Genomic DNA, 24,517 nt, shown 5'->3' on the forward strand with positions numbered 1-24,517 from the left:
ATGCAGGGCGCCCCGGACGATGATCCGGGGCGTTTTGCTATTTCAGTGCCGCCTCGACGGCGCGTGTCAGTTTGCCCGACAGCGGGCGGGTGGAGGCGCCGAAGGTTGCCGCAACATTGCCATCCCTGTCGATCAGGACCTTGTTGAAGTTCCAGTTTGGGGCGAAGCCGCTCTGCCGCGCCACCCATTGATAAAAGGGATGCGCCTGCGGGCCACGCACATGGGTGATATCGGTCATGGGCAGGGTGAGGTCGAAGTTGACGGCGCAGAATTCCTTGACCTCTGCGGCGCTGGACAGCTCTTGCCGGAAATCATCGGAAGGCACCGCCAGAACGATCAGGCCCCGGTCGCGGTAACGGTCATAAAGCGCCTGTAGCCCGTTGTATTGCGGGGTGTAGCCGCATTGCGAGGCGGTGTTCACCACAAGGACCGGGCGGCCCTGCCAATCGTCCAGCGAAAGCGTGCCGCCGTCGATGTTGGTGAAGGTAAAGCCGGGCGCGGCGGTGGCGGGAACCGCCAGCAGCAGGGCAATCAGGCTCAGGATACGGGCGAGATGGGGCATCGGGAACACTCCTGTCTGTAAGAGAAGTAGGGCCGATGGCCCGGCGTCAAGGGCGCGCGCCCGGCGCCTCTCCCGCCCGCCCACCCCGCGGAGCCGGGCGCGCTTGTGCGGTTTGGCAGGCGCGGCGGCCATAAGTCATGTCATTGCGCCGGGTGCTTGCATTGCGCCCGCCGGGTGTGCTGCACTGTCGGGATCGACGGTGGCAACGGACAGCGGATATGGCAGGCGGTTGGAGCAAGGACGGCGCGGTCAGCGAACAGATCGAGGCCAGCATTGCCGAGGAACTGGAGCGGATGAAGCTGCGCCGCGCGCCGGTCGGGGAAAGCCTGACGGAATGCGCGGACTGTGGCGAAGAGATCCCCGAAAAGCGGCGACTGGCGATCCCCGGCGTCAAGCTGTGCATCGACTGCGCCAGCGAACGGGACGGGCGCGCCGCCCGCCGTGGCGGCATCAACCGGCGCGGATCGAAGGACAGCCAGCTGAAGTAGGCGCGGCCTAGCCCCACGTCCGGTCGAGGCAGGCCAGCCAGTTGTCGCGCGCCAGTCTTGCGATCAGCGTGTCGTCATAACCATGCGCCGCCATCGCGTCGAACAGCCTTGGCACGCCGGTCACGTCGCCGATCAGGTCAGGCAGGACACAGCCGTCGAAATCGGAGCCGAGGCCCACGTGATCCTCGCCCAGCGTGTCGATCAGGTGGTCGAGGTGGCGCAGCATCACCTCCCACGACGTGCCGGTATCGGCGGTGCCATTGCCGTTCAGGTAGAAGCTGGCGAAGTTGAACCCGACCATGCCGCCGCTGGCGCGGATCACATGCAACTGCCGATCCGTCAGGTTGCGGGGAGAGGCGCAGAGGGCGTGCACGTTGGAATGGGTGGCGACCAGCGGCGCGGTCGACAGTTTGGCGACCTCGTCAAAGCCGGCCTCGTTCATGTGCGAGAGGTCGACCATGATTTTTAGCGTATTGCAAAGGCGGATCAGATCGCGGCCCTTGTCCGTCAGGCCGGGGCCGGTATCGGGTCCGCCGGGAAACGCCATGGGCGCGCCGTGACCGAAGACGGTCGGGCGGCTCCAGACCGGGCCGAGCGAGCGCAGGCCCATGTCGTGGAACAGGTAGAGCGCGTCGAGGTCGGGGCCGATGGCCTCTGCTCCCTCCATATGCATGACCCCGGCGATGCGTTTGGTGTCCATCGCGGTGCGGATTTCGGCGGTGGAGCGGCAAAGGGCGAAGTCGTCCGGTGCGGCGCGGGCCAACCAGTGCAACAGGCCCGCCATGGTCAGGGCGGTGGGCTGTGCGGTCGTGTGGTCCATTTCCGGCGGGAAGGGCAGGCTGTAGGGCGGGTCGGCCATCAGCGTCCTGAAGTCCGGCGGCGGCCCGCTGGAGATCGGCGGCACGAAGATGGCGAAGAGGCCGCCCGCGAAGCCGGCCTGTTTCATGCGGTTCAGGTCGAGGTGCCCGCCAGAGGTGCCAAGCCATGTCTCTTCTCGTGGGGCCGGGGATTTCATCAGGCGCAGCAGGAAATCGTTATGGCCGTCGAAGAAGGGGATGGGGGCGGTCACGGGCGGCTCCTTTTTGGGGCGTTGCCTGCATCAGACCCTGCGCCCCCGGCCCGGTGCAAGGGAAATGTCATGGCCGGTGGCACCGGGGGCGGCCGGAATTTGCGTGCTTTGGGGGGCAATGGGGGGCGGCGGCTCTTGGCGGGTGGGCCCTGCGTGGGTAGTGTTCGGGCAGGCATGTCATGAGGGTTTGGATATGGCGCAGGATGAGGACAATATCGAAGGGCGGATGCATGGGGAGCAACCCAAGGTAAAGGCCGAGGCCATGCCGATGCGGATGCTGCACATGGTGCTGATCTGGCTGATGCTGAGCCTTGCCCAGACGGTGCTGACCCTGACCACGGTGGTGCAGTTGATCGTGATGCTGGTGAACAATCGTGAGCCGAACGAAAGGCTGGCCGATTTCGGCACGGATCTGGGCATCTGGATGGCCAAGGCGGCGCGGTTTCAGACCGGGGCGAGCGAGGTGAAACCCTGGCCCTGGACAGATCTGGATTGAGGCTGTCCACGCGTGGACAGCTTAGGGGGAATGCAGAATCAAGGGGTTACAGGGGCGTTTTAACGGTCTCTCAACATTTGGAGCCGACCGCAGAGTCGACAGGACCGTCATCCGCCCCTGCAGGCACGACGGGCCGATCCCGAGCGCAGCCTTCCGCTCAGCAGGATCCAAGCGGCTGACCGTGGTCAGGCCGCGAGGCCCAGTTGATCCAGCACCCAGTCGTTCGGGACCACGTCGATTGTCAGATTGACCCGCTCGGCCATGCCATGGTGCAGCACCTGGTGGGGATCGTTCAGCTTCATGTACCAGCACTCACCCGGCTGCATCGGGACAGGCGCGCCGTTCAGCAGGAAGTCCACGTCATCCGTTGGCGTGATGGGGATCGTCAGGCGAACGACACTGTCGGGCACGTCAAGGCCCAGGGTCGGATCGGTGTGTTCCTTGACCTCGGCTCCGCCTTCAAGCCGCAGCAACCGCGCCAATGTCACCACTGTGTGCGCCCGAAACTCGTCGATGATCGACTTGATATAGGGAATGTCGCTGAGGTCTCCGTTGTCTTTCGAGGGCGCTCGCGACGCTCCGGTATGCTTGCTCATGTCCTTGGGCACAGCCAGCATGACCACGGAGTAATACAGAAATGGCCTGGAAAGATCCTTGGCAATCTCATCCAACATGCGCGGGGCGTCGTAGTGCATAGGCAATTTAATGCGGTCTTCGGCCTGTATCATGATACCCCTCTCAAACACGAAAAGATTACCGGCGGTCTGTCTGGATGGTCAAGCAATGGACAGCGATATCGCACACAGTCTTGCCCGGGACGCCCGCGCGATTTTTCACCGGAGGGTTTCCACGTGGGCAACTGAGCCGTGGCTGATCGTGCTGCTGGTCGACAATCGGGGCCCAAGGAGGGGCCGGTCGCATCCGGCACGGATCTGGGCATCTGGAGGGCCAAGGCAGGGCGGTTTCGGACCGGGGCAAGCGCGGTGAAGCCCCGGCCCTGAACGGATCTGGATTGAGGCTGTTCACGCGTGGGCAGCTTAGGTGGAATGCCAGATCAAGGGGTTAAAAGCGCGGGCATCATTCCTGATCGGAAGGAAAGACGGTCTTCCCCGTTACCAGTCCTGAGACCAAGTCACAGCCGTGTGCAGGCTGATTGAAATGCCGCCATGCGGTCACGGCAAAAAGCTCTGGTGTCTCTGTGAGGGTCCGGTTGTCGAACCATTCCAAACCCTGCGGTTTTACCTCGGGAAACGCCGTAAGCAGTTGATCGCGGGACTGTTTTGGGAGAGCGTCTATTTGCAACGCATAGGCGAGGTATTCGTGCCCCGCCAGACAGGTTTCGCGCCCGCAGATGGTGCTGCTAAATAAGGCATGCACCATTTCGTGCACGATGATGCTTTCAAAGAGGTCTCGCTTTGGCACCGTGAGAAAGGCGCTGTCGGCCGCAAAGTGATTGCCAAGATCCTGTGGCGCGGGCAGGAGGATTTCTTGCCGATGAGGGGCGAAACGCGCAATGTAACCCGTCCCATGCAATTGCTGCGAGACCCGGATGACCAGCGGGCGTCGTGCCACGAGGTGGCAATTTCGGAGCACCGGAAGCGACCGCGAAACAACCTCGCAAATTCGGGACGACAGCTCTTTGTCTGTGGACAGAACGGTCGCTTTTGAATCGGCGCAGCTGAAGCTTTCCTCGGCACTTGAAACCCCAACGCCGAGCAGTGTTAGCGCGATTGAGAGGACGCAACCTTTCATAACCGTTTCAGCTTAGACCGATCCGGTCGAGAATTCATCTGTCGCAGGGGCGAAAGGGTCTTGGGGTGTCTGAGGGCTGCCGACCTGAGCGCATTGAATGCAGCCTTGGCCGCACACATTTGCCGTTTCGGAGCGGTTCTACCCTCAGCCCGACTTTCGGCGGCGGGCCACGAGTCCCAGGCTGCCAAGCGCCAATGCGAGCAGGGGGATGGAGGCCGGGATCGGGACCGGGGTGGGGGTGAGCCTGAGGTTGTCCACCGCCCCGTCGTACATGCCCGCGTTGCGGATTTGCACCGAGGTGAGCCCGGTGAAGCCTGACAGGTCATAGGTGGCAAAGCGGTCGAGCGTATGGGCAAGGATCGCCGAGATGCTGCCGCCGCTGGCGAAAAAGCCCGTCACCTCGAATTGTCCGACTGCCCCGCCCGGGGTCAGGTTGGTGCCGTCGAAGCCTAGAAAATCGAACACCCGGCCGCTGGCCGAGGCGACCGCGAAGGTGGAATTGGACACCCAGCCCAGCACCGCCGTGCCATTGTCATTCCAAGAGGCCGATGCATCGAAGATGGCGTTTCTGCCACCGCTGCTGACATCGGTGAACACAAAGCCGTCTTCGACATAGGGAAAGATCGGATCGCCAGCCACAATCGCGCCCGGCGCAAGGACGTCTTCGAAATCCACCACCGCGGACCACGCGGAGGTGGCGGACAGTATCAGGACAGCGGCCGCAGCCGTCAGCTTTTTCATCGCTCGAACCCGTTCGTTTTGTGCCGTGCCCTGTCAGAAACCGGGGTGAACCGAGCCAGCGGTTCTCCGGTCCTTGGCGGGGCACGCGTTAACCATCTTTCGGGCCATGGACACAATTCCAGGTTGATCGGATGGCGGCATGTTTCAGCAATCAGTGGTCGTTTGACTGCATCATTGACCGGGAAACGGGCTCAATAGCGACGAAAACCGGGCAATTTCTTGCCCGGTTATAGTTGCGGTTGCCCTTGGGTTTCGTGCGTTGGTTGCGTGGGGCCTGTGGATCAGGCTTCCATCGCCTCCAATTCGTCGATGAAGCCTTCGATCATGCTCAGCCCCTTGTCCCAGAACGCGGGGTCGGAGGCGTCGAGGCCGAAGGGGGCGAGCAGGTCCTTGTGGTGCTTCGAACACCTGCGTTGAGCGCTTAGGATGATAGTATCAGCCTGTCTTTCGGCGGCTGGCAACGACGCCTAGCGATCCAAGGGCGAGGGCGAGTAGGGGGATGGAGGCCGGAATCGGGACCGGAGAGGGCCCAAAACGCAGGTTGTCCACTGCGCCATCGTACATTTCCGCATTGCGGATGTGCACTGCAATCAATCCTGTGAAGCCAGACACATTAAAGGTGGAAAATGCATCGACCGTGTTCGCAAAGGTCTCGGTAATGCTTCCGCCGCCGGAGAAAAAACCTGTTACCTTGAAGTGCCCAACGGGACCGCCGGGGGTTAGGTTTGTTCCGTCAAACCCAAGGAAGTCGAAAACGCCACCACTGACAGAGCAGATCGCAATTGTCGAATTGGAAACCCAACCCAGAACTGCGCTGCCATTGTCATTGGTATAGTGCGTCGGTCCGAAAATGGCGTTTCGTCCCCCGCTGTTGCCATCGACGACCAAGAACCCGTCCTCTACGTAGGGAAGGATCGGATTGCCGGCCATCTCTATGCCGGGTGCTAGGATGCCTTCGAAATCTACAACCGCAGAGGTCGCGGATGTCGCGGAAATTGTTAAGACAACGGCCGCAGCCATCAGATGTTTCATTACTCGAGCCCCGTGCTGTTCCATCGTGCCACATCAACACCCGAGGTCTAAACAAACCTTTAGTTCACGGGAAATTGAACGGGCCGTGCGGTAACCATCTTTTGGGCAGTGCACACAAGTCAAGGTTGACTGAATGTATGCACACGGTTCACGAACAATGGATGTTACTTCGGATCATTGCCCTGCTTTCTCAGACCAATGGTGATGTCTGAAGAGCTGACGATCAGAGGCAAGTTTGCATCCAGCTGGCTGAGCTGGACGCAGAACTGCAAAATACCGCGAATCAAGCTTCCATCGCCTCCAATTCGTCGATGAAGCCTTTGATCATGCTCAGCCCCTTGTCCCAGAACGCGGGGTCAGAGGCGTCGAGGCCGAAGGGGGCCAGCAGGTCCTTGTGGTGCTTCGATCCGCCCGCCTTGAGCATCTCGAAATACTTGTCCTGGAACCCCTCGGGCGCGTCCTTGTAGGCGGCATAAAGCGCGTTCACGAGGCCATCGCCAAAGGCATAGGCGTAGACGTAGAAGGGCGAGTGGACGAAGTGCGGGATGTAGCACCAGAAGGTTTCATAGCCTTCGGTGAACTCGAACACCGGGCCAAGGCTTTCGGCCTGCACCGACATCCACAGGGCGTTGATGTCGTCCGGGGTCAGCTCTCCGCTGCGGCGCGCCTCGTGCAGTTTGCATTCGAAGTCGTAGAAGGCGATCTGGCGCACGACCGTGTTGATCATGTCCTCGACCTTGCCCGCCAGCAGCACCTTGCGCTCGTTCTGGTCCTTGGCGCCCTCCAGCATCTTCTGGAAGGTCAGCATCTCGCCAAAGACAGAGGCGGTTTCGGCCAGGGTCAGCGGGGTGGAGGCCAGCATTTCGCCCTGACCGGCGGCCAGAACCTGATGCACGCCGTGGCCCAGTTCATGCGCCAGCGTCATCACGTCGCGCGGTTTGCCGAGGTAGTTGAGCATCACGTAGGGATGCACCTCTGTCACCGTGGGGTGGGCAAAGGCGCCGGGGGCCTTGCCCGGTTTCACGGCGGCGTCGATCCAGCCCTTTTCGAAAAACGGCGTGGCGATTTCGCCCATGCGCGGGTCAAAGGCGTTGTAGGCGCTCATCACCGTTTCGCGGGCTTCGTCCCATGTCACGGTGCGGGTGGTTTCCATCGGCAGGGGCGCGTTGCGGTCCCAGACCTGCATGGTGTCGAGTCCCAGCCACTTGCGCTTGAGCGCGTAGTAGCGGTGGCTGAGGCGCGGATAGGCGGCGACAACGGCGTTGCGCAGCGCCTCGACCACCTCTGGTTCGACGTCGTTCGACAGGTGACGGCCGGTCTGCGCCGTGGGCATCCCGCGCCAGCGGTCGAGGATTTCCTTTTCCTTGGTCTGCGTGTTGTGGACGCGAGCAAAGGTGCGGATGTTGTCGGCAAAGACGCGGGCCAGTTCGCGGGTGGCGGCCTCACGCTTGGACCGATCCTGTTCGGTCAGCAGGTTCAGCGTGCCCTCGATGTTCAGCTCTTCGCCGTCGACCTCAAAGGTCAGCCCGGCGATGGTCTCATCAAACATCCGTTCCCAGGCGTCGCCCACAACGCCCAGATCGTGCAGGAATTTTTCCAGCTCATCGGACAGTTGATAGGGTTTCATCGCGCGCATGCGGTCAAAGGCGCGGCGGTAGCGGGCCAGTTCTGCGTTGCCTTCGAAGAGGGCGGCGTAGCGGTCATCGTCCAGCCGGTTCATTTCCAGCGAGAAGAAGACCAGCGGGGTGGTGTAATTGGTCAGCTTTTCCTGGCAGTCGGACAGGAACTTGGTCCGTTCGGCGTCGGTGGTCACCTGGTAATAGCGCAGGCCGGCAAAGGACATGATGCGCCCGCCGACGGTTTCCAGTTTCTCATGCCGCTTGACCAGCGTCAGGAATTCATCGGGCGTGAGCGTGTCCAGCTTGCCCTCGTAATCGGCGGCGAAGCTGCGGCAGGCCTCTTCGAGCCAGTCCAGATCGCGTTTCAGTTCCGGAGCGTCGGCGGAGGCGTAGAGATCGGTCAGGTCCCATTCGGGCAGATCGCCCAGATCCTTGCCCCCGGCGTTGGCGTTGGCGTCAAAGAAACGTGTCTTGTCGAACATCATGCGGCCTCTGTTTTCGTGTTCCCTTCACATAGGGGCCGACACCGCGGAAAGGCAAGCGGTCGGGCAAGAAATGGCCGTGCGGATCAGAACCGGCGTTCCAGCGTCAGGTGCGCGCCGGGGCCGATGGCGCCGTCGGTGCCCGCCAGCAGCAGGCTGGTATCGGGGCGGATCTTGAAATCGACGGCGATGCCATAGGCGTCATCCTTGCCGCTTTCGGTGAACTCGCCAAAGGCAAGGACATCGAATTTCGGCGTGACCGGGATGGCAAGATCGAGCGAGAGCGCTTCGTCGCGGTCATTCGCCTCGGGGTGCAGCCAGGCGATGCCGACTTTGGCCTGCTGGATATCGAATTGTGCGCCGACCTTGGCGTTGATGCCTTCGTGGCCGTCATGCGGGGACCAGACCGTTTCGATCGCGCCCGCCAGCATCCAGCCGTTCCCGTGATGCGCGACCGAAAGCGAGGCGGCGCTGAACCCGCCCTTGGAGGCGTCATGCGCGGAAAAGGCCAGATCCGTCTGTCCAAAGCTCTGCTGCCACGACGCGCCCCACGGCACGGCAGTGCGGCGCATCGCCTCCAGCGTGGTGTGTGAGCGGTTATATTCGGTCCGCAGGTAGGACAGGTAGGGGGCGGTGCGCTGAAAGACGGAGGGCAGAACCGCGTCATAGGCCGGGCGCACGACGCCGATGCGCCATGTGTCGTCCCAAGCGAAGGCGGCGTAGGTCTCATGCGGGCGCTTGCCGTCGAGCGCGTAGAGATACCCGCCAAGCTCAAAGCTGAGTGCGCCGAGGCCCATGGGCACGGCCAGCGTCGCGTCGACAAAGCCGACGGTGTCACGGTCGCCAATATCGGTCAGGCCGACGGCAAGCGTGCCCTCGAAGGACAGCGACTGGGCCGAGGCGGCAAGGGGACCGATCAGGCCGAGGGAAAGGAGGAGCGAACGAAGCATTTTGAGATAAGGCCGGTAATGGAAGACCCGCGTAGATACACACGGTGGGTGGCCGAGGGCCAGTGCGAGAAACCCGACCCTGTCAAAAACGTGAAGTCATGCTCAAGAATTGCTCAACAGGAGGGCGCGCAGGTCATCCAGCGTGTTCGCCTCTTGCGGGGATTTGTCGTGTCGCCAGCGGGACATACGCGGAAAACGCAGGGCGATGCCGGACTTGTGGCGGGGGCTTTCCTGAATGCCCTCGAAGGCGATTTCAAAGACATGTTCCGGGCGCACCTGACGCACCGGGCCAAAGCGTTGCAGCGTATTCTTGCGCACCCATGCGGTGATCTGGTTGAATTCCTTGTCGGTCAGGCCCGAGTAGGCCTTGGTAAAGGGGACCAGTTCGTTGCCCTGCCAGACGGCAAAGGTGAAATCGGTGAACAGGTTGGCGCGGCGGCCGTGGCCCTGTTGGGCATAGATCATCACCGCGTCGACGGTCAGGGGGTCCAGCTTCCATTTCCACCAGTCGCCTTTCTTGCGGCCTTCGCGGTAGGGCGCGGCGCGGTGTTTCAGCATCAGCCCCTCGGCGCGCTGATCGCGGGCGGTGGCGCGGATGGTGGCCAGATCCTGCCATGTGTCGAAGGCGACGGTGGGGGAAGGCCGGACAGGGGCGTCATCGGGGAGGTCTGCCAGCAGCGTGTCAAGCGCGGCGCGCCGGGCTGACAGGGGGTGTTCGCGCAGGTCCTTGCCGTCTTTTTCGAGAAGATCATAGGCGAGCATGATCACCGGCGCCTCGCGCAGCAGTTTCTTTGGCACGGTCTTGCGGGTGATGCGAGGTTGCAGGGTGTTGAAGGGCAGCGGCTGAGTGCCGTCCCAAGTGAGGATTTCACCGTCCAGCACCGTGCCGGGCGGCAGGAAATCGGCGGCGCGGGCAAATTCGGGGAACCGGTCGGTCATCAGTTCCTCGCCACGGGACCAGACGTGGTGATCGCGGTCGCGCAGGATCAACTGGCCGCGGATGCCGTCCCATTTCCATTCCGCTTGCCAGTCGGACGGTTCGCCAAGCGCCTCTGGCACGTCCTCCAGTTGGTAGGCGAGGTAAAAGGGATAGGGGCGGCTTTGGTCGGCGGCGGGGTCGTCGGTTTCGATCAGGTCGTGATAGGTGGTGGTCTGCGGTGTCCAGCTGCCCATCAGCTTGTGCGCCAGCACCGCCTCATCTTGCCCGGTGGCCTGCGCCAATGAGCGGGTCATCAGCTTGCGGCTGACACCGATGCGAAAACCGCCAGTGATCAGCTTGTTGAACAGAAAGCGTTCGGTGGTGTCGAGCTGGTCCCATGCGCTCAGGATATGCGGTTTGCGGTCCTCGGACGGGATGTCATGAAGAGCCTGCAAGGTATTGATCCAATGGGAAAGACTGTGATCCGAAGTCCTGTCGGCGGGCGGCAGGACAAGGGCGATGGTTTCGGCCAGATCGCCGACGATGGGATAGGCCTCTTCGAACAGCCAGAGCGGGATGCCCGCGCGTTCCGCCGCCCATTCGCGCAGGGCGGTTGTGGTCACGGCGCGTTTCGGACGGCGGCCGGAAAACAGCGCGATGCACCAGAGTTTGTCCTCATCCGGCGCTTGCGTGAAATACTCGGCCAAGGCCTTTGTTTTCACGGTGGTTTTGGTGGACTGGTCGATGGCGTTGAAGAGGGTGGCAAAGCGTTTCATTGCGCGGCCTCACCGGTGCCGCCATCTGTGCCGTCGTCGGCCCCGTCCTCACCCCCGAATTCGGTCGGGACAACATGGGCGTCATAGCCCTGATCCCGGAGCCAGCGCGCGAAGATGTCCGTGTAACCATGTGTGGCGTATATGGTTTCTGCGCCGGTGGCGGCGATGGCCTCTTGCAGGCCGGGCCAGTCGGCATGGTCCGACAGGACAAAGCCGCGATCCATCGCGCGGCGGCGGCGGATGCCGCGCACCCGCATCCAGCCAGAGGCAAACCCGGTGGAGGCCGGGCCGAACCGCCGCGCCCAAGTGCTGCCAAGCGCCGAGGGCGGCGCAAGGACCAGCGCGCCCTTGTGCGCCTTGACGTCCATGTCCGGGGTGACCTGCAGGGTTGCGGGCAGATCGTAGCCCTGCGCGCGCAGCACGGCATTGGTGTTTTCCACCGCGCCATGGGTCAGGATGGGGCCCTGCGGGTCCAGCAGCGACAGCAGGCGCTGCGCCTTGCCCAGTGAATAAGCCCCCAGCAGAGAGGCGCGCCCGGCGGCGGCATTGGCGGCCCACCACGCGTTGATCTCTGCCGCGACTTCGGCCTGCGAGGGCCAGGTGAAGACCGGCAGGCCAAAGGTGCATTCGGTGATGAAGGCATGGCAGCGAACGGGTTCGAACGGCTCGCAGAGCCCGTCCGGCGTCGTCTTGTAATCGCCCGACACCACCCAGACCTGTCCGCCGACCTCGACCCGGATCTGGGCCGAGCCGGGCAGGTGTCCTGCGGGGTGGAAGGAAACGGAGGCGCCGCCGATCCGGCGGGGTTCAGCATAGGGAATGGCCTCTGCCGTGATCTCGCCCAGACGGTGGCGGATCACCGGCAGCGCGGCATCGGTGGCAAGGTAGGAGCCATGCCCGGGGCGGGCATGGTCGGCATGGCCGTGGGTGATCAGCGCACGCGGCACGGGGCGCCACGGGTCGATGAAGAAATCCCCGGCAGAGCAATAGATGCCACGGTCTGTGAAGGTCAGGACAGGATCGGCCATGTCCCGGACGATAGGCGGAAATCGCCGCTTGGCCAGTGCTGTGACGTCAGGGGATCAGGCGCGCAGGGCGGTCTCTTCGCTGGCGCTGTCGAAATGCGCGGCGATTTCGGAGAGGATACGCTCACGCTTTTTCGGCGCTTCCATCAGGATTTCGTGTTCGCCGCTTTCGACCATGTCCAGCCGGCCATTGGACCAGCGCGACATGCGCGCGCGGATGCGGTCGACGTCGACGATGCGTTCATTGGTGCCGCAGTAACAGATGCAGGGCTGCTCCGGAGAGGGGGCACGGGCAAGGCGGCGGGTTTCGGCGAGGGCCTCATGCAGCCAGTGCAGCGAGGGGCCGCCCAGTTGCAGTTCCGGAATCGCCAGCACCTGACGGCGCATGTAGTCCCATGCCTCGGCGTCGGTGGTCAGCAGGTTGTCGTCAAAGGCATTGGAGGCGACGTAGCTGTCCGCCCCGGTGCCGGGCGCAAAGAGATGGCCAAGGCCCACGGATTTCGACACGCGCGAAATCGCCCATGCGGCGGGGCGCACGGGGTCCGAGATGCGGATGCCCCACATCGGGCCGGTAAAGACGCAAGAGGCGACGGGCAGGCCGTCGTTCAGCGCGCGCAACCCGATGCAGCCGCCCATGGAATGGGCGATCATGTGTTTGGTCTGCGGGATGTCCAGATGGTCCGAAAGGGCCAGCATGGCGGCCACATCACGTTGATAATCCTCGAATACATGGACATGGCCGGTGCGGCGTTCGTCCAGCATCCGGTCGGCCAGACCCTGACCGCGCCAGTCGATGGCCAAGGTGTGATAGCCCGCATCCGACAGGGTGCGGGCCACGCGGCCGTATTTCTCGACATATTCGGTGCGGCCCGGAAACATCAGGACCGTACCGCGTGTCCCCGAACTGCCGTAATGCGCGATGCGCACCCGCAGCCCGTCGGATGTTTCCATCCACCAGGCGCGGGAATCTGCCGGACCTTCAGCAAGGTCGGCATGGAACGGAGCGGGGACGGGGGACATCAGGCCAGCACCTGCGCCAGACGCATGGCCGCGGACATGTCGCCGTCAATCGACAGCTTGCCCGACATGAAGGCCGAGGTCGGATCCAGGTCGCCTTCGAGGATGGACCGGAAGGTGTCTGCGTCGGCGGTCAGGGTGACATCTGCCGCCTCATCGCCGGCGTGGGCGCCGTTTTCATCGATGATCAGGCTGCCTTCGTCCTCGATCGTCATTTTCGCGGTGCCGTCAAATCCATCGCCGCCCATCTTTTCGTTCAGGGCCGCGACGGCCGCGTTGACTGTGTCGCTCATTTCTGCTCCTCGACTTGCTCGCATAATCGTGCGGTGGTTTACCTGAGATCAGGCGCTAAACTCACCGTAAGTTATGAGGACGGCACTTATGAATTACAAACGTACCCTCGCGGCATTTTTCACCCTAGTCATGATTTCCCTACCTTCCCTCGGGACGGCTCAGGGCGATGTCACGGGCTTGATGCTGGAGCTGAAAGGCGCCGAGAGCGAAACCGCTGCGCAACGGCTTGAGAATCAGATCATGGCGGAGTGGTCCAAGACCGGTTCGGCCAGCATGGACCTGCTGCTGAAGCGCGGGCGCGACGCGATGGAAGTCAACGACCCGGGCAAGGCGCTGGAGCATTTTCACGCGCTGACGGACCATGCGCCGGAATTCGCCGAAGGTTGGCACGGGATGGCGCTGGCCTATTTCGCGTTGGAAAGGTTCGGCCCGGCGATGGATGCGCTGGAACGGGTTCTGGCGCTGAACCCCGATCATTTCGGGGCGCTGCGCGGGGTGGGGGCGATCAACGAGCGGGTCGGCAAGACCGGTCTTGCCTATCGCGCCTACGAGAAGGTACTTGAACTCAGGCCGCATGACACCGAAGTCGAAAAGGCAATGCAGCGGCTGGAGCGTGAGGCCATCGGCATCACCTTGTAAGCACAGGAAGTACGGGCAGGACCGCGGCGGGCGGACAGCCCGCAGGATAGGCGGCCCATGGCCCAGAGACCCCGGATCGCGGCCATCCTTGGCCCGACCAATACAGGCAAGACCCACTACGCCATCGAGCGGATGCTGGGCTATCGCACCGGGGTGATCGGCTTGCCGCTGCGCCTTTTGGCGCGCGAAGTCTATGACAAGATCGTTGCCATTCGCGGGCCATCGGTGGTGGCGCTGGTCACGGGCGAGGAACGCATCGTGCCGCCGCGCGCCCAGTACTGGGTCTGCACGGTCGAGGCCATGCCAGAGGGCATGGGCGCGGATTTTGTCGGGGTGGACGAGATCCAGCTGTGCGCCGATCCCGAGCGCGGCCATGTTTTCACCGACCGGCTGCTGCGCATGCGCGGCACGCATGAGACCCTGTTCATGGGGTCCGACACCATGCGCGGGCCGATTGCGGCGCTGGTGCCGGGGGTGGAATTTGTCCGTCGCGAACGGATGAGCCAGCTGTCCTACACGGGGTCGAAAAAGATCAGCCGGTTGCCGGCGCGCACCGCCATCGTCGGGTTTTCGGTCGACAACGTCTATGCCATCGCCGAACTGCTGAAGCGGCAAAAGGGCGGCGCGGCGGTGGTGATGGGGGCGCTGAGCCCGCGCACCCGCAATGCGCAGGTCGATCTTTATCAGAACGGCGAGGTCGATTTTCTGGTGGCGACGGATGCCATCGGCATGGGTCTGAACCTTGATATCGACCATGTGGCCTTTTCCTCGCTCACGAAATTCGACGGCCGCCGGATGCGCCCGCTGCAGCCCAACGAGTTGGCGCAGATCGCCGGGCGGGCCGGGCGCGGCATGTCGCATGGCACGTTCGGCGTCACCGGAGAGGCGGGCCCGATCCCCGAGGATTGGGCGCAGGCGATCTGCAATCACCAATTCACGCCGCTGAAGAAACTGAACTGGCGCGGCGCGGAATTGCGGTTCGGGTCGATCAAGGCGCTGGAGACCAGTCTGGACGCCAGCCCGGACCACGAGGTGCTGACCAAGGCGCGCGAGGCCGATGACCTGCGCGCGCTGCGGACATTGGCGGCCGAGGCGGAGGTGGCGGCGCGCGCCAGTGACGGGCCGTCGGTGCAGCTGTTGTGGGACGTCTGCCGAATCCCCGATTTTCGGGGGATTTCTCCGGCGGAACACGCGGGCCTGTTGAGCGTTATCTTTGGGCATCTGCACCAGCGCGGCAGCGTTCCGGACGATTTTCTGGGCCGACAGGTCAATCGGATCGACCGGACCGATGGCGACATTGACACATTGTCGAAACGACTGGCGTATATCCGCACATGGACATATGTCGCGCAACGAAAGGGCTGGGTTGCGGATGAAGACCATTGGCGCGGGCGCACTCGCGCTGTAGAAGACGCCCTGTCGGACGCCCTGCACGAGCGGCTGACTCAAAGATTTGTAGACCGGCGCACCTCTGTGCTTTTGCGCCGGTTGAAGCAGAAGGAGGCCCTTTTGGCCGAAGTGAACGATCAAGGGGAAGTCACCGTCGAGGGTCATCTCGTCGGGCGGCTCGAAGGGTTCCGGTTCCGTCAGGACAAAGAGGCGACCGGTCAGGAGGCCAAGACGCTGCGGCAGGCATCGCTGCAGGCGTTGACGCCGCATTTCCACCTGCGCGCGGACCGTTTTTACAACGCGCCCGATACCGAGATCGACTTTACCGAGCAGGGTGGGTTGATGTGGGGCGATCAGGCGGTTGGCAAGCTGGCGAAGGGCGATGACCCGTTGAAGCCGCGCGTCGTGGCCTTTGTCGACGACGAGGCCGGGGCGGACGTGGCCAGCAAGGTCGAGCGCCGCTTGCAGCATTTCATGGATCGAAAGATCGCCGCGCTGTTCGAGCCGCTGGTGAAGATCCAGAGCGACGAGGCGCTGACCGGACTGGCGCGTGGGTTTGCCTTCCGCATGGTCGAGTCGATGGGCGTGATCCCGCGCTCCGAGGTGGCCGATGAGGTCAAGGCGCTGGACCAGGACGCGCGCGGATCGCTGCGCAAACATGGCGTGCGCTTTGGTCAGTACACGATCTTCATGCCGCTGTTGCTGAAGCCGGCACCGACGCGGCTGCGTCTGGTGCTGTGGTCGCTGTCCAGCGGGCTGGACGAATTCCCCGAGGCGCCGCCGCCGGGTCTGGTCACCGTGCCGAACATCGACGCGGTTCCGGCACAGCATTACACGCTGGCGGGCTATCGCAAGGCCGGGTCGCGGGCGATCCGCATCGACATGCTGGAACGTCTGGCCGACATGCTGCGGGCCGAGGACAGCCGCGCGGGCTTTGAGGCCAAGGCGGACATGCTGTCGATCACCGGCATGACGCTGGAACAGTTCGCCGACCTGATGGAAGGGCTGGGCTACAAGGCCGAGAAGGCAGAGCGCGCCAAGGCCAAACCGGTGGATGCCGTGGTGGCCGAGACCGCAACCCCCGAGGGCGATGTGCCGGTGATGGACGTGGCCGATGCCACGCCGGACGGCCAGTTGCCGGATGCGGCGGAAACGCCTGCGCCCGCCGATGTGGCCGACCCGGTCGCCAAGCTGCCCGACGAGGGCGAGGCGCCTGTCGCGGCTGAACCCGCCGAGGCGCAACCCGAGGCACCGATTCCCGCGACGCCGGAAGAAGAGCTGGAGCCGGGGCAGGCCCCGGACGAGGCGCTGGCCGGTCCGGAGATGGAGGTCTTCTTTACCTTCACCTGGGGTGGCAACCGCGGCAACAACCGCCGCGGTGCCGGCAAGCCGCGCCGCGAGGCGCGCGGTGGCGATGCCCCGCGCGGCGACCGCAAGGATCGTCCGAACCGCGGTGACAAGGGCGACCGCCCGCGCGGCAAGGGTGGCAAGCCCGGCGGCAAGGGCAAGGGCGGCAAGCCCGGTGGTGGTGCCAAGACCTTTGAGGCGCGTCCGCCCCGCAAGGAAAAGCCCATCGATCCGGACAACCCCTTTGCGGCGGCCCTGATGGGGCTGAAGGACAAGACCTGACTTGGTTGAGGCGGGTGCAAAGATCCGTCTCGACAAATGGCTGTGGCATGCGCGTTTCTTCAAGACGCGCACGCTGGCGGCCAAGGTCGTGCAGGCCGGGCATTGCCGTGTGAACGGCGTGCCCGTCGCCAAACCTGCCTATATGATCAACTCCGGGGACGTGCTGACCTTTCCGCAGATGCGGGATGTGCGGGTGATCCGCATGGTCGCGCCCGGGGACCGGCGCGGACCCGCACCCGAGGCGCAGGCCTTGTACGAGGATCTGGACCCGCCCAAACCGCGTGAACGCGAACCCGAAGCGCCAAAGTACGAGGGTGGGGGCCGTCCGACCAAAAAGGACCGGCGACAATTGGACAAGGCACGGCCCTCGGCGCTTGAATGATCCGGAGGGCTGGATTAGGTAGCCCCAGAACGCGTTTCCCAGGACTGAAAGCCCATGACCTACGTCGTCACCGACAACTGCATCGCCTGCAAATACACCGATTGTGTAGAGGTCTGCCCGGTGGATTGCTTTTACGAAGGTGAGAACGCGCTGGTGATCCACCCCGACGAGTGCATCGACTGCGGTGTCTGCGAACCGGAATGCCCGGCGGACGCGATCCGCCCGGACACCGAGCCGGACATGGACAAATGGGTCGAGTTCAACCGCAAGTATGCAGAGCTGTGGCCCGTCATCATCACCAAGAAAGACCCGCTGCCCGAGGCAGAAGAGCGTGACGGCGAGACCGACAAGCTGGACAAGTACTTCAGCGAGGCGCCCGGCGAAGGCGGATAAGAACGATTCGCGCCGCAGGCTGATGCATGGCGGCAGCATGACCTTCTAAGTCTATGAAATACGGAATTTTATTCCGTATTTTGATGACCGCTAGGAGGCCGTCTCATTTTGTGTTATAAACGTTGTTCAAATGAAGACTGCATGCGCTGGGCAGCCTGCCCGTGCGCCTTACGGCGCGTAACCACACCGACCGAAACAAGATGACCGGGAATCATGCGATCCCCGATCGTCTTTTTTGTCGCCTGTCGACCTTGAGTTGCGAGGAAAGACTTATATGACCAAGACCAAGAAAAACGACTTCCGTCCGAACGAATACGTGGTTTATCCGGCGCATGGCGTCGGTCAGATCGTGTCGATCGAAAAACAAGAGATCGCCGGTATCAACCTGGAACTCTTCGTGATCTCCTTCGAGAAGGACAAGATGACCCTGCGCGTTCCGACGCACAAGGCGACCGAAGTCGGAATGCGTTCGCTGTCGTCTCCGGACGTGGTGAACGAGGCCATGCGCACGCTGAAGGGCAAGGCGAAGGTCAAGCGCGCGATGTGGTCGCGTCGTGCCCAGGAATACGAACAGAAGATCAACTCTGGTGACCTGATCGCCATCGCCGAAGTGGTGCGTGACCTGCACCGCGCCGACGATCAGCGCGAACAGTCCTACTCTGAGCGTCAGCTGTACGAGGCGGCTCTGGAACGTCTGACCCGCGAAATCGCCGCCGTGTCCGGCGACGAGGCCGCCGCGGCCAAGCAGGTGGACGATGTTCTGGGGTTGCGCGCGGCGTAACGCCCGGACCCAGTAAGACTTGACTGACCGCGCCTTTCGGGGCGCGGTTTTTTGTTGCCGATGTTCGGCCGCTTTTGTTGACCGCTTTTCAGGCCGCGTCCTGCTTTCCGCGCTCGGTCAGGGCCGTATACAGCTCGGTCTCCAACTCCCGTTCCAGCTCTTTTGACCGCGCCACATAGGCGGCGTTCTCACCGGGCGGCACCGAGGGGTCCCAGAGTTCGGCAAGTTCCTGAATGGTCTTGCGGTCGTGGTGATAAAAGGTCTCTTCGGCAATCGCCGCTTCGAATTCGCTCATGCCTACGTTTTCCAGAACATACCGTCCGGCGCGCAGGCTGCTGTCGAACATCTCGCGCACGATGTCATTGGCCCCGGCCTGATACAGAGCGTAGGTGTGGTTGCGGTCCTTGGCGCGCGCCACGATGTGCAGGTCGGGCCGGATGCGGCGTGCATAGGCGACCAGCTTGGTATTGGCCTTGGGATCGTCCAGCGCGGCCACCAGAACCCGCGCCCCTTCGATGCCGGCCGCGTGCAGCAGTTCCGGCCGGGTCGGATCCCCGAAGAAACCCTTGACCCCAAAGCGGCGCATCAGCTGGATCGTTTTCATGTCATGATCCAGAACCACGGTGCGGTTCCCGGTCGACCGCACCAGCCGGTTGACGATCTGGCCAAACCGCCCGATGCCCGCGATGATGACGGGACCTTCTTCGTCAATCTGGTCGGGCTCTTGCGGCGCGCCGTCTTCTTCGAACCGCTTGCGCAGGAAATCGAAGACCAGAAAGAGCAGGGGGGTGATCAGCATGGTCAGTGCGATCACGAGCAAGAGCTGATCCCCCAGCGCCTGGTCAAAGACGCTCTGCTGGCGGCCGAAGGAGATCAGGACAAAACCGAATTCCCCGGCCTGTGCCAGCCCGAGGGTGAACAGCCACAGACCTCGCTTTCGCAGGCCAAAGGCGCGTCCGAGGACGTAAAGAACAAGGCCTTTCAGCAGGATCACGAGAATCGCAAGGCCCATGATGTCCAGCGGCGCCTCCATGAACCCGTCGACGTCGATACCGGCGCCCACGGTGATGAAGAACAGGCCCAGCAACAGACCCTTGAAAGGTTCGATATCGGATTCAAGCTCATGCCGGAATTCCGAGTTGGCCAGCACCACACCGGCCAGAAAGGTCCCGAGCGCCGGCGAAAGGCCGATCAGGGTCATCAGAAAGGCGATGCCGATCACGATCAGCAGGGCGACGGCGGTGAACATCTCCGGCAGGCGGGCGGCGTGGATGTAGCGAAACAGGGGCCGTGCGCCGTAGACACCCGCGACTATGATCGCGGCGATGACGCCCAGCGTCACCAGCGCGGCACCCCAGCCCGGCAGCCCTTCGACCAGCGACATGCTGGCGTGGTGGGCGTCATCGGAGTGGTCGGTCAGGAAACGGCTGGGGCTGACAAATGCGCTGATCGCCAGCAGCGGAAAGATCACCAGCATCGGGATCACCGCGATGTCCTGCGTCAACAGCACGGAAAAGGCAGAGCGCCCGCCGTTCGTCTGCATCAGTTTCTTTTCGTTCAGGGTCTGCAGCACGATCGCGGTCGAGGACAGTGCCAGCGCCAGACCGACGGCCAGCGCCGTCTGCCAGGCAAGGCCCAGCATCTGCGCCGTGACCATGATCAGCCCGGTGGTCAGCGCTATCTGCAACCCGCCCAGACCGATCAGCCGGTGTCGCATGTCCCACAGCGCGCGCGGTTCAAGCTCCAGCCCGATCAGGAACAGCATCATGACGACGCCGAATTCGGCAAAGTGCTGCAGGTCGGTGGTATTGGCCACGAGGCCGAGGCCGGGTCCGATGATCAGGCCGGCCATGAGATAGCCCAGCACCGAGCCAAGCCCGAGACGGGCCGCCAGCGGCACCGCGACGACGGCGGCCAGAAGCAGGACAGAACTTTGAAAGAGAAACGAATCCACCGCGGCCCCATGGGTTTTGACGGCTACATATTGCGCGTGCGCTCGCCCCGGTGGCAACAGGTGACATGATGTGCCGGGCGGCGTGGTCCACGAAATTCCGCCCGCCGGGGGGATCGCGCCTATTCCGCAGGAAGCAGCGGCGGTTGCACGCGGGGCAGGCGCGGACGCAGGCGCGACCAGCGGGGGGCGCAGTGGTCCGGCAGCAGGTCGCGCAGGGCGTCAAGGGACAGATCCCCGCCCAGCACGGCCCGATACAGCGGAAAGACCCCTTGCCGCAGGTAGGGCGACCAGTGACAGATCAGCCGTTCGGGCGCGGCAACGGGATAACCCGCGCGGCGCAGCGCCGTCAGGCTGGCCGGATCGTCGATCTGCAGCGTGACGAGGCGCGCGTGGTTGAGGCCTCCGTGCCCCAACATGCGATCGCCGCGTTCGGGTGGGGCGATCAGCCGTTCCAGCAGGAAATCGAAAAGGTCGTTTTCGCGGGTGGTGACGTTGAGCATCTCGCAGTGGGAGTTGTCCAGCGCCGCACGGGCGCTTGCGCCATACTCGGCGGCGGCCAGCAGGATGGCGCGGCGAACCGCCTCTGGCGCGCTGTTGCGGATGGCGGTCAGGGCAACGCGGGCCCCCAGCGAATGGGCGACGATGCTGATGGGGCGGGTGGGGGCCGCAGCGCGGATCTGCGCGATCAGGTCGGCAAGGGCGTGGCCTGCCTCTTTTGCCCGCTTGTGGGCCGCCCAGATCGAGCCACGGGCGGACCAGCCGAATGAAATGCCCAGCCCCTCTCCGCAGCCCGATCCAAGGCCAAGTTGACCGGGCCAGCTGATAATCTTCCAGTCGTCCTGCCGGGGTTTGTGTGACAGGAGCGACCCATGAGGGCAATGAACCGGATGGCCGGGCAGGTATTTGTAGCCGTGCACCATGATGGTGACAGGGCCGCCTTCCTGTCGGAGAGCGTTCCGCAGAACCGGGGCCAGAGCGCGGCCTGTTCCGTGCACCTGCGCCTGATCTTTGTTAACCGTGATGCGTAGCAATGGCATAGCAGCGTTCCACTACATCTTGTGTGTGGGCCTAAGCCAAGCCTGCGACGAATTCGTGAAGGTCCGGTTACAATGCGGTGACGCTCTTGCAATGTGTTCTTAACGGCTCTATGGCAAGCGCCGTGGCGATTTGTAACCGGATTGCGGGCCACGTCGGGCAGCGACTCGGCAAAATCCGCTAAAGAGGTCAGACGGAAGGCTCCTTTCGCTTGACCGCGATCGGGGCTTTTTTGTTGGGGAGAGACCCATGAACAGCAATGATTTTACGGCACGCGGCAAGGCCACGAACCTTGTGCACGGCGGCACCAAACGCAGCCATTGGGGCGAGGTGAGCGAGGCGATCTTTCTCACCCAGGGGTTCGTGTACGACACCGCCGAGGCGGCTGAGGCGCGCTTTCTCAAGGCGGGCGAGGATGAGTTCATCTATGCCCGTTACGGCAACCCGACCGTGGCAATGTTCGAAGAGCGCATGGCGCTGCTGGAGGGGGCCGAGGACGGCTTTGCCTGCGCGTCGGGCATGGCGGCGGTCAGCGGTGCGCTGACCTCGATGCTGAAGGCGGGGGATCACGTCGTGTCTGCGCGCGCGCTGTTCGGGTCCTGCCTTTACGTGCTTGAGGACGTGCTGACCCGTTTCGGGGTCGAGGTGACGTTTGTCGACGGCGAGGACCTGTCGCAGTGGGAGGCGGCGATCCGTCCGGACACCAAGGCGGTTTTCTTCGAATCCATGTCGAACCCCACGCTGCAACTCGTTGATATCGAAGGGGTTTCCAAGGTCGCGCACCGGCATGGCGCCACCGTGATCGTGGATAACGTGTTTTCCACGCCGATCTACTCCAAGGCCATCGTGCAAGGTGCTGATATTGTTGTTTATTCGACAACAAAGCACGTGGACGGGCAAGGCCGCTGCCTGGGCGGCATCATCCTTGGCACGCGCGAGCATATCCGCGGTGTTGTCGAGCCCTACATGAAGCATACCGGCGGTTCCATGAGCCCGTTCAACGCGTGGGTCATGCTGAAGGGGCTGGAGACGCTGAAGCTGCGGGTGAAGGCGCAGACCGAGGGTGCGATTGCCGTGGCAGAGGCGCTGGCCGATCACCCCAAACTTGCGCGGATGATCTACCCCGGACATGCCAGCCACCCGCATCACGCGCTGGCGCAACGCCAGTTGGGCGCGGGCGGAACGCTTGTCTCTTTCGAAGTCGAGGGCGGCAAGGAGGCGGCGTTCAGGTTCCTGAACGCGCTGCAGGTCATCATCATGTCCAACAATCTGGGGGATGCGAGAAGCATCGCGACGCATCCGGCCACAACGACGCATCAGCGTCTGAAACCGGAGCAGCGCGCCAGCCTTGGCATCGGCGAGGGCATGGTGCGACTGTCGGTCGGGATCGAGGACCCGGAGGATCTGGTGCGGGATCTGCTGACCGCGCTGGAGTCGGTCTGAGCATGTCGATGCCGTTGTGGTATGATCCGGTTAGGGATCTTCGGCGTATAATGCTTGAGTTGTAGGAAAAGATTGGAATCAAGCCGGGGCGTTCCTACGTGACTACAAGCAATGACGCGCGAGGGGGGAAACCCGCCATGAATATCCATACGCCTGAGATTGATCGCAAACCCAGCGTGGATGAGGTCCGTGAGGCGCTGGCGCTGCTGCGGCGCTGGACCTCCAAGGCGCAGGATGCGGAAATCGACGCCATCGAACCCGCTCTGGCGCGTCTTGCCCCGGATGCGAAGCCGGACAGCTACCCGATCCTTTCACGCGATTACCCCACGGATTTCACCGTCGATGAGGGGTACAAGGCGACGCTGCCGGATCTTCAGAACGGCCCGTCCTCGCTGATCCGGGGTGAAAACCGGATGATCCAGCATGTCGGCATCTCGAATTTTCGCCTGCCGATCCAGTACCATACACGCGACAACGGCGATCTGAGGCTGGAAACCTCTGTCACCGGGACGGTCAGCCTTAAGGCGGACAAGAAGGGCATCAACATGAGCCGCATCATGCGGTCCTTCTATGTCCATGCCGAAAAGACCTTCAGCTTTGAAGTGATCGAGGCGGCGCTGGACGACTACAAGTCCGACCTCGAAAGTTTTGACGCGCGGATCAACATGCGGTTTTCCTTTCCGATGAAAGTGGACAGCCTGCGCTCTGGGCTGTCGGGCTATCAGTATTACGACATCGCGCTGGAGCTGGTCGAGGCAGGCGGCGTGCGCCGCAAGGTCATGCACCTTGATTACGTCTATTCCTCGACCTGCCCCTGTTCGCTGGAACTGTCGGAACATGCCCGGCGTGAGCGCGGGCAGTTGGCGACGCCGCATTCGCAGCGCTCTGTCGCGCGGATTTCCGTCGAATTGACTGAGGGCAAGTGCCTGTGGTTCGAGGATCTGGTCGACATGTGCCGAAGTGCCGTGCCGACCGAAACGCAAGTCATGGTCAAGCGTGAGGATGAACAGGCCTTTGCCGAGCTGAACGCCGCCAATCCGATCTTTGTGGAGGATGCGGCGCGGCTGTTCGCCGAGCAGTTGCTGGCCGATCCGCGTGTCGGTGATTTCCGCGTGGTGGCCAGCCATCAGGAAAGCCTGCACAGCCACGACGCGGTGTCGGTCCTGACAGAAGGGGACCTCTTCGCCGCGGAAAGCCTTGACCCCAAGCTGTTCTCGACCCTGTTTCACGTCGGCTGATAACACAGGCGGAAGCCGGCGAAACTTTGCCCGATAATTGGGCGACGTGATCCGGCTGCCGCCCCTGCGCGCCGCGTTCATGGCTTGGTCACCCATTTTGTGAGAGGCTGTGCGCAGGGAGGAAACCGACCAGAGCAGGAAAGGTTTCCGGAAATGACACGAGACAACGTGAAGATCGGGATGGGGCACACCTCCCTCAAGCGCAAGATCGATATCTACCTGACCGAAGTGGGATTCGGGGTGAACCCGGCCACGCTGAAACGGTCCCGGATGAGGCAGATCATCGCCCTCGAATCGGCCAGTGACGCGGAACTTGCCGGGATCGGCATCGACCGGGACCAGATTCTCCCCTTTGTTTTTCGGGATCTTCTGGCGGCCTGACGCCGGATAAGACCCCGTTTCGCCATCTCCA

At 63.1% G+C, this 24,517-nt stretch carries 24 protein-coding genes; 10 read left to right on the forward strand and 14 right to left on the reverse strand.

Going from position 1 to position 24,517, the window contains the following annotated elements:
* Positions 1-37 precede the first annotated feature (37 nt).
* The gene (locus ACTXGA_RS06730; protein WP_443392366.1) at positions 38-562 is read right to left on the reverse strand and encodes a glutathione peroxidase; all 525 of its coding nucleotides are present in this window, start codon (positions 560-562) and stop codon (positions 38-40) included.
* A 218-nt stretch (positions 563-780) separates the two neighbouring features.
* Between ACTXGA_RS06730 and ACTXGA_RS06735 the strand changes: the two genes are divergently transcribed.
* On the forward strand, positions 781-1,050 hold the full coding sequence (locus tag ACTXGA_RS06735; RefSeq protein WP_443392367.1) for a DksA/TraR family C4-type zinc finger protein: 270 nt from the start codon (positions 781-783) through the stop codon (positions 1,048-1,050).
* Between the two features lie 7 nt (positions 1,051-1,057).
* Here the strand turns inward: ACTXGA_RS06735 and ACTXGA_RS06740 are convergent, their stop codons facing one another.
* Positions 1,058-2,119, reverse strand: a complete 1,062-nt coding sequence (locus ACTXGA_RS06740; protein ID WP_443392368.1) for a dipeptidase — start codon at positions 2,117-2,119, stop codon at positions 1,058-1,060.
* Between the two features lie 193 nt (positions 2,120-2,312).
* Here ACTXGA_RS06740 and ACTXGA_RS06745 point away from each other — a divergent pair, with 193 nt between their 5' ends.
* Positions 2,313-2,615, forward strand: a complete 303-nt coding sequence (locus ACTXGA_RS06745) for a DUF4389 domain-containing protein (RefSeq protein ID WP_443392369.1) — start codon at positions 2,313-2,315, stop codon at positions 2,613-2,615.
* 185 nt (positions 2,616-2,800) lie between these two features.
* Here the strand turns inward: ACTXGA_RS06745 and ACTXGA_RS06750 are convergent, their stop codons facing one another.
* From ACTXGA_RS06750 to ACTXGA_RS06795, 10 genes are all read right to left on the reverse strand, one after another.
* Positions 2,801-3,343 (reverse strand): aspartyl/asparaginyl beta-hydroxylase domain-containing protein, encoded by a 543-nt coding sequence (locus ACTXGA_RS06750; RefSeq protein ID WP_443392370.1) that lies wholly within the window; start codon positions 3,341-3,343, stop codon positions 2,801-2,803.
* 349 nt (positions 3,344-3,692) lie between these two features.
* Positions 3,693-4,367 (reverse strand): DUF6639 family protein, encoded by a 675-nt coding sequence (locus ACTXGA_RS06755; RefSeq protein WP_443392371.1) that lies wholly within the window; start codon positions 4,365-4,367, stop codon positions 3,693-3,695.
* Between the two features lie 144 nt (positions 4,368-4,511).
* Positions 4,512-5,108 carry a VPLPA-CTERM sorting domain-containing protein gene (locus ACTXGA_RS06760; protein WP_443392372.1) on the reverse strand — a complete coding sequence of 199 codons (597 nt, stop codon included), beginning with the start codon at positions 5,106-5,108 and terminating at the stop codon, positions 4,512-4,514.
* Positions 5,109-5,543: 435 nt separating this feature from the next.
* A complete protein-coding gene (locus tag ACTXGA_RS06765; RefSeq protein ID WP_443392373.1) occupies positions 5,544-6,140 on the reverse strand; it encodes a VPLPA-CTERM sorting domain-containing protein in 597 nt (198 codons plus the stop codon).
* Between the two features lie 283 nt (positions 6,141-6,423).
* On the reverse strand, positions 6,424-8,241 hold the full coding sequence (locus ACTXGA_RS06770; RefSeq protein ID WP_443392374.1) for a M3 family oligoendopeptidase: 1,818 nt from the start codon (positions 8,239-8,241) through the stop codon (positions 6,424-6,426).
* An 86-nt stretch (positions 8,242-8,327) separates the two neighbouring features.
* On the reverse strand, positions 8,328-9,191 hold the full coding sequence (locus ACTXGA_RS06775; RefSeq protein ID WP_443392375.1) for a hypothetical protein: 864 nt from the start codon (positions 9,189-9,191) through the stop codon (positions 8,328-8,330).
* 102 nt (positions 9,192-9,293) lie between these two features.
* Positions 9,294-10,886: an ATP-dependent DNA ligase gene (locus tag ACTXGA_RS06780; RefSeq protein ID WP_443392376.1), complete on the reverse strand. Its 1,593-nt coding sequence runs from the start codon at positions 10,884-10,886 to the stop codon at positions 9,294-9,296.
* Positions 10,883-11,914, reverse strand: a complete 1,032-nt coding sequence (locus ACTXGA_RS06785; protein ID WP_443392377.1) for a ligase-associated DNA damage response exonuclease — start codon at positions 11,912-11,914, stop codon at positions 10,883-10,885. Before ACTXGA_RS06785 ends, ACTXGA_RS06780 begins: the two co-directional genes overlap by 4 nt.
* Before the next feature lie 54 nt (positions 11,915-11,968).
* Positions 11,969-12,931, reverse strand: coding sequence for an alpha/beta fold hydrolase (locus ACTXGA_RS06790; protein WP_443392378.1), 963 nt, complete (start codon positions 12,929-12,931; stop codon positions 11,969-11,971).
* On the reverse strand, positions 12,931-13,221 hold the full coding sequence (locus ACTXGA_RS06795) for an SCP2 sterol-binding domain-containing protein (RefSeq protein ID WP_443392379.1): 291 nt from the start codon (positions 13,219-13,221) through the stop codon (positions 12,931-12,933). The genes ACTXGA_RS06790 and ACTXGA_RS06795 overlap by 1 nt, the downstream gene beginning before the upstream one ends.
* 88 nt (positions 13,222-13,309) lie before the next feature.
* Here ACTXGA_RS06795 and ACTXGA_RS06800 point away from each other — a divergent pair, with 88 nt between their 5' ends.
* The 5 genes from ACTXGA_RS06800 to ACTXGA_RS06820 all read left to right on the forward strand — a co-directional run bounded on the left by ACTXGA_RS06800 (position 13,310) and on the right by ACTXGA_RS06820 (position 18,435).
* Complete coding sequence (locus tag ACTXGA_RS06800) at positions 13,310-13,861, forward strand: tetratricopeptide repeat protein (RefSeq protein WP_443392380.1); 552 nt, start codon at positions 13,310-13,312, stop codon at positions 13,859-13,861.
* Between the two features lie 57 nt (positions 13,862-13,918).
* The gene (locus ACTXGA_RS06805) at positions 13,919-16,879 is read left to right on the forward strand and encodes a helicase-related protein (protein ID WP_443392381.1); all 2,961 of its coding nucleotides are present in this window, start codon (positions 13,919-13,921) and stop codon (positions 16,877-16,879) included.
* A 1-nt stretch (position 16,880) separates the two neighbouring features.
* Complete coding sequence (locus ACTXGA_RS06810; protein ID WP_443392382.1) at positions 16,881-17,261, forward strand: RNA-binding S4 domain-containing protein; 381 nt, start codon at positions 16,881-16,883, stop codon at positions 17,259-17,261.
* A gap of 54 nt (positions 17,262-17,315) precedes the next feature.
* Positions 17,316-17,654 (forward strand): ferredoxin FdxA, encoded by a 339-nt coding sequence (gene fdxA / locus ACTXGA_RS06815; protein ID WP_443392383.1) that lies wholly within the window; start codon positions 17,316-17,318, stop codon positions 17,652-17,654.
* A 274-nt stretch (positions 17,655-17,928) separates the two neighbouring features.
* Positions 17,929-18,435, forward strand: a complete 507-nt coding sequence (locus tag ACTXGA_RS06820) for a CarD family transcriptional regulator (RefSeq protein ID WP_443392384.1) — start codon at positions 17,929-17,931, stop codon at positions 18,433-18,435.
* Positions 18,436-18,523: 88 nt separating this feature from the next.
* Here ACTXGA_RS06820 and ACTXGA_RS06825 read toward each other — a convergent pair whose 3' ends face one another.
* The gene (locus ACTXGA_RS06825) at positions 18,524-20,389 is read right to left on the reverse strand and encodes a monovalent cation:proton antiporter-2 (CPA2) family protein (protein WP_443392385.1); all 1,866 of its coding nucleotides are present in this window, start codon (positions 20,387-20,389) and stop codon (positions 18,524-18,526) included.
* Positions 20,390-20,508: 119 nt separating this feature from the next.
* Positions 20,509-21,426 carry an alpha/beta fold hydrolase gene (locus ACTXGA_RS06830; RefSeq protein ID WP_443392386.1) on the reverse strand — a complete coding sequence of 306 codons (918 nt, stop codon included), beginning with the start codon at positions 21,424-21,426 and terminating at the stop codon, positions 20,509-20,511.
* Between the two features lie 247 nt (positions 21,427-21,673).
* On the opposite strand from ACTXGA_RS06830, the gene metZ reads away from it, so the two are divergent.
* The 3 genes from metZ (at position 21,674) to ACTXGA_RS06845 (ending at position 24,486) form a co-directional block, all read left to right on the forward strand.
* Positions 21,674-22,867 (forward strand): O-succinylhomoserine sulfhydrylase, encoded by a 1,194-nt coding sequence (gene metZ, locus ACTXGA_RS06835; RefSeq protein ID WP_443392387.1) that lies wholly within the window; start codon positions 21,674-21,676, stop codon positions 22,865-22,867.
* Positions 22,868-23,004: 137 nt separating this feature from the next.
* Positions 23,005-24,105 carry a GTP cyclohydrolase FolE2 gene (gene folE2 / locus ACTXGA_RS06840; RefSeq protein ID WP_443392388.1) on the forward strand — a complete coding sequence of 367 codons (1,101 nt, stop codon included), beginning with the start codon at positions 23,005-23,007 and terminating at the stop codon, positions 24,103-24,105.
* Between the two features lie 153 nt (positions 24,106-24,258).
* The gene (locus tag ACTXGA_RS06845; protein ID WP_443392389.1) at positions 24,259-24,486 is read left to right on the forward strand and encodes a hypothetical protein; all 228 of its coding nucleotides are present in this window, start codon (positions 24,259-24,261) and stop codon (positions 24,484-24,486) included.
* Positions 24,487-24,517: the final 31 nt, after the last annotated feature.

It is taken from the genome of Antarctobacter jejuensis (assembly GCF_052266595.1).
GTDB lineage: Bacteria > Pseudomonadota > Alphaproteobacteria > Rhodobacterales > Rhodobacteraceae > Antarctobacter > Antarctobacter jejuensis.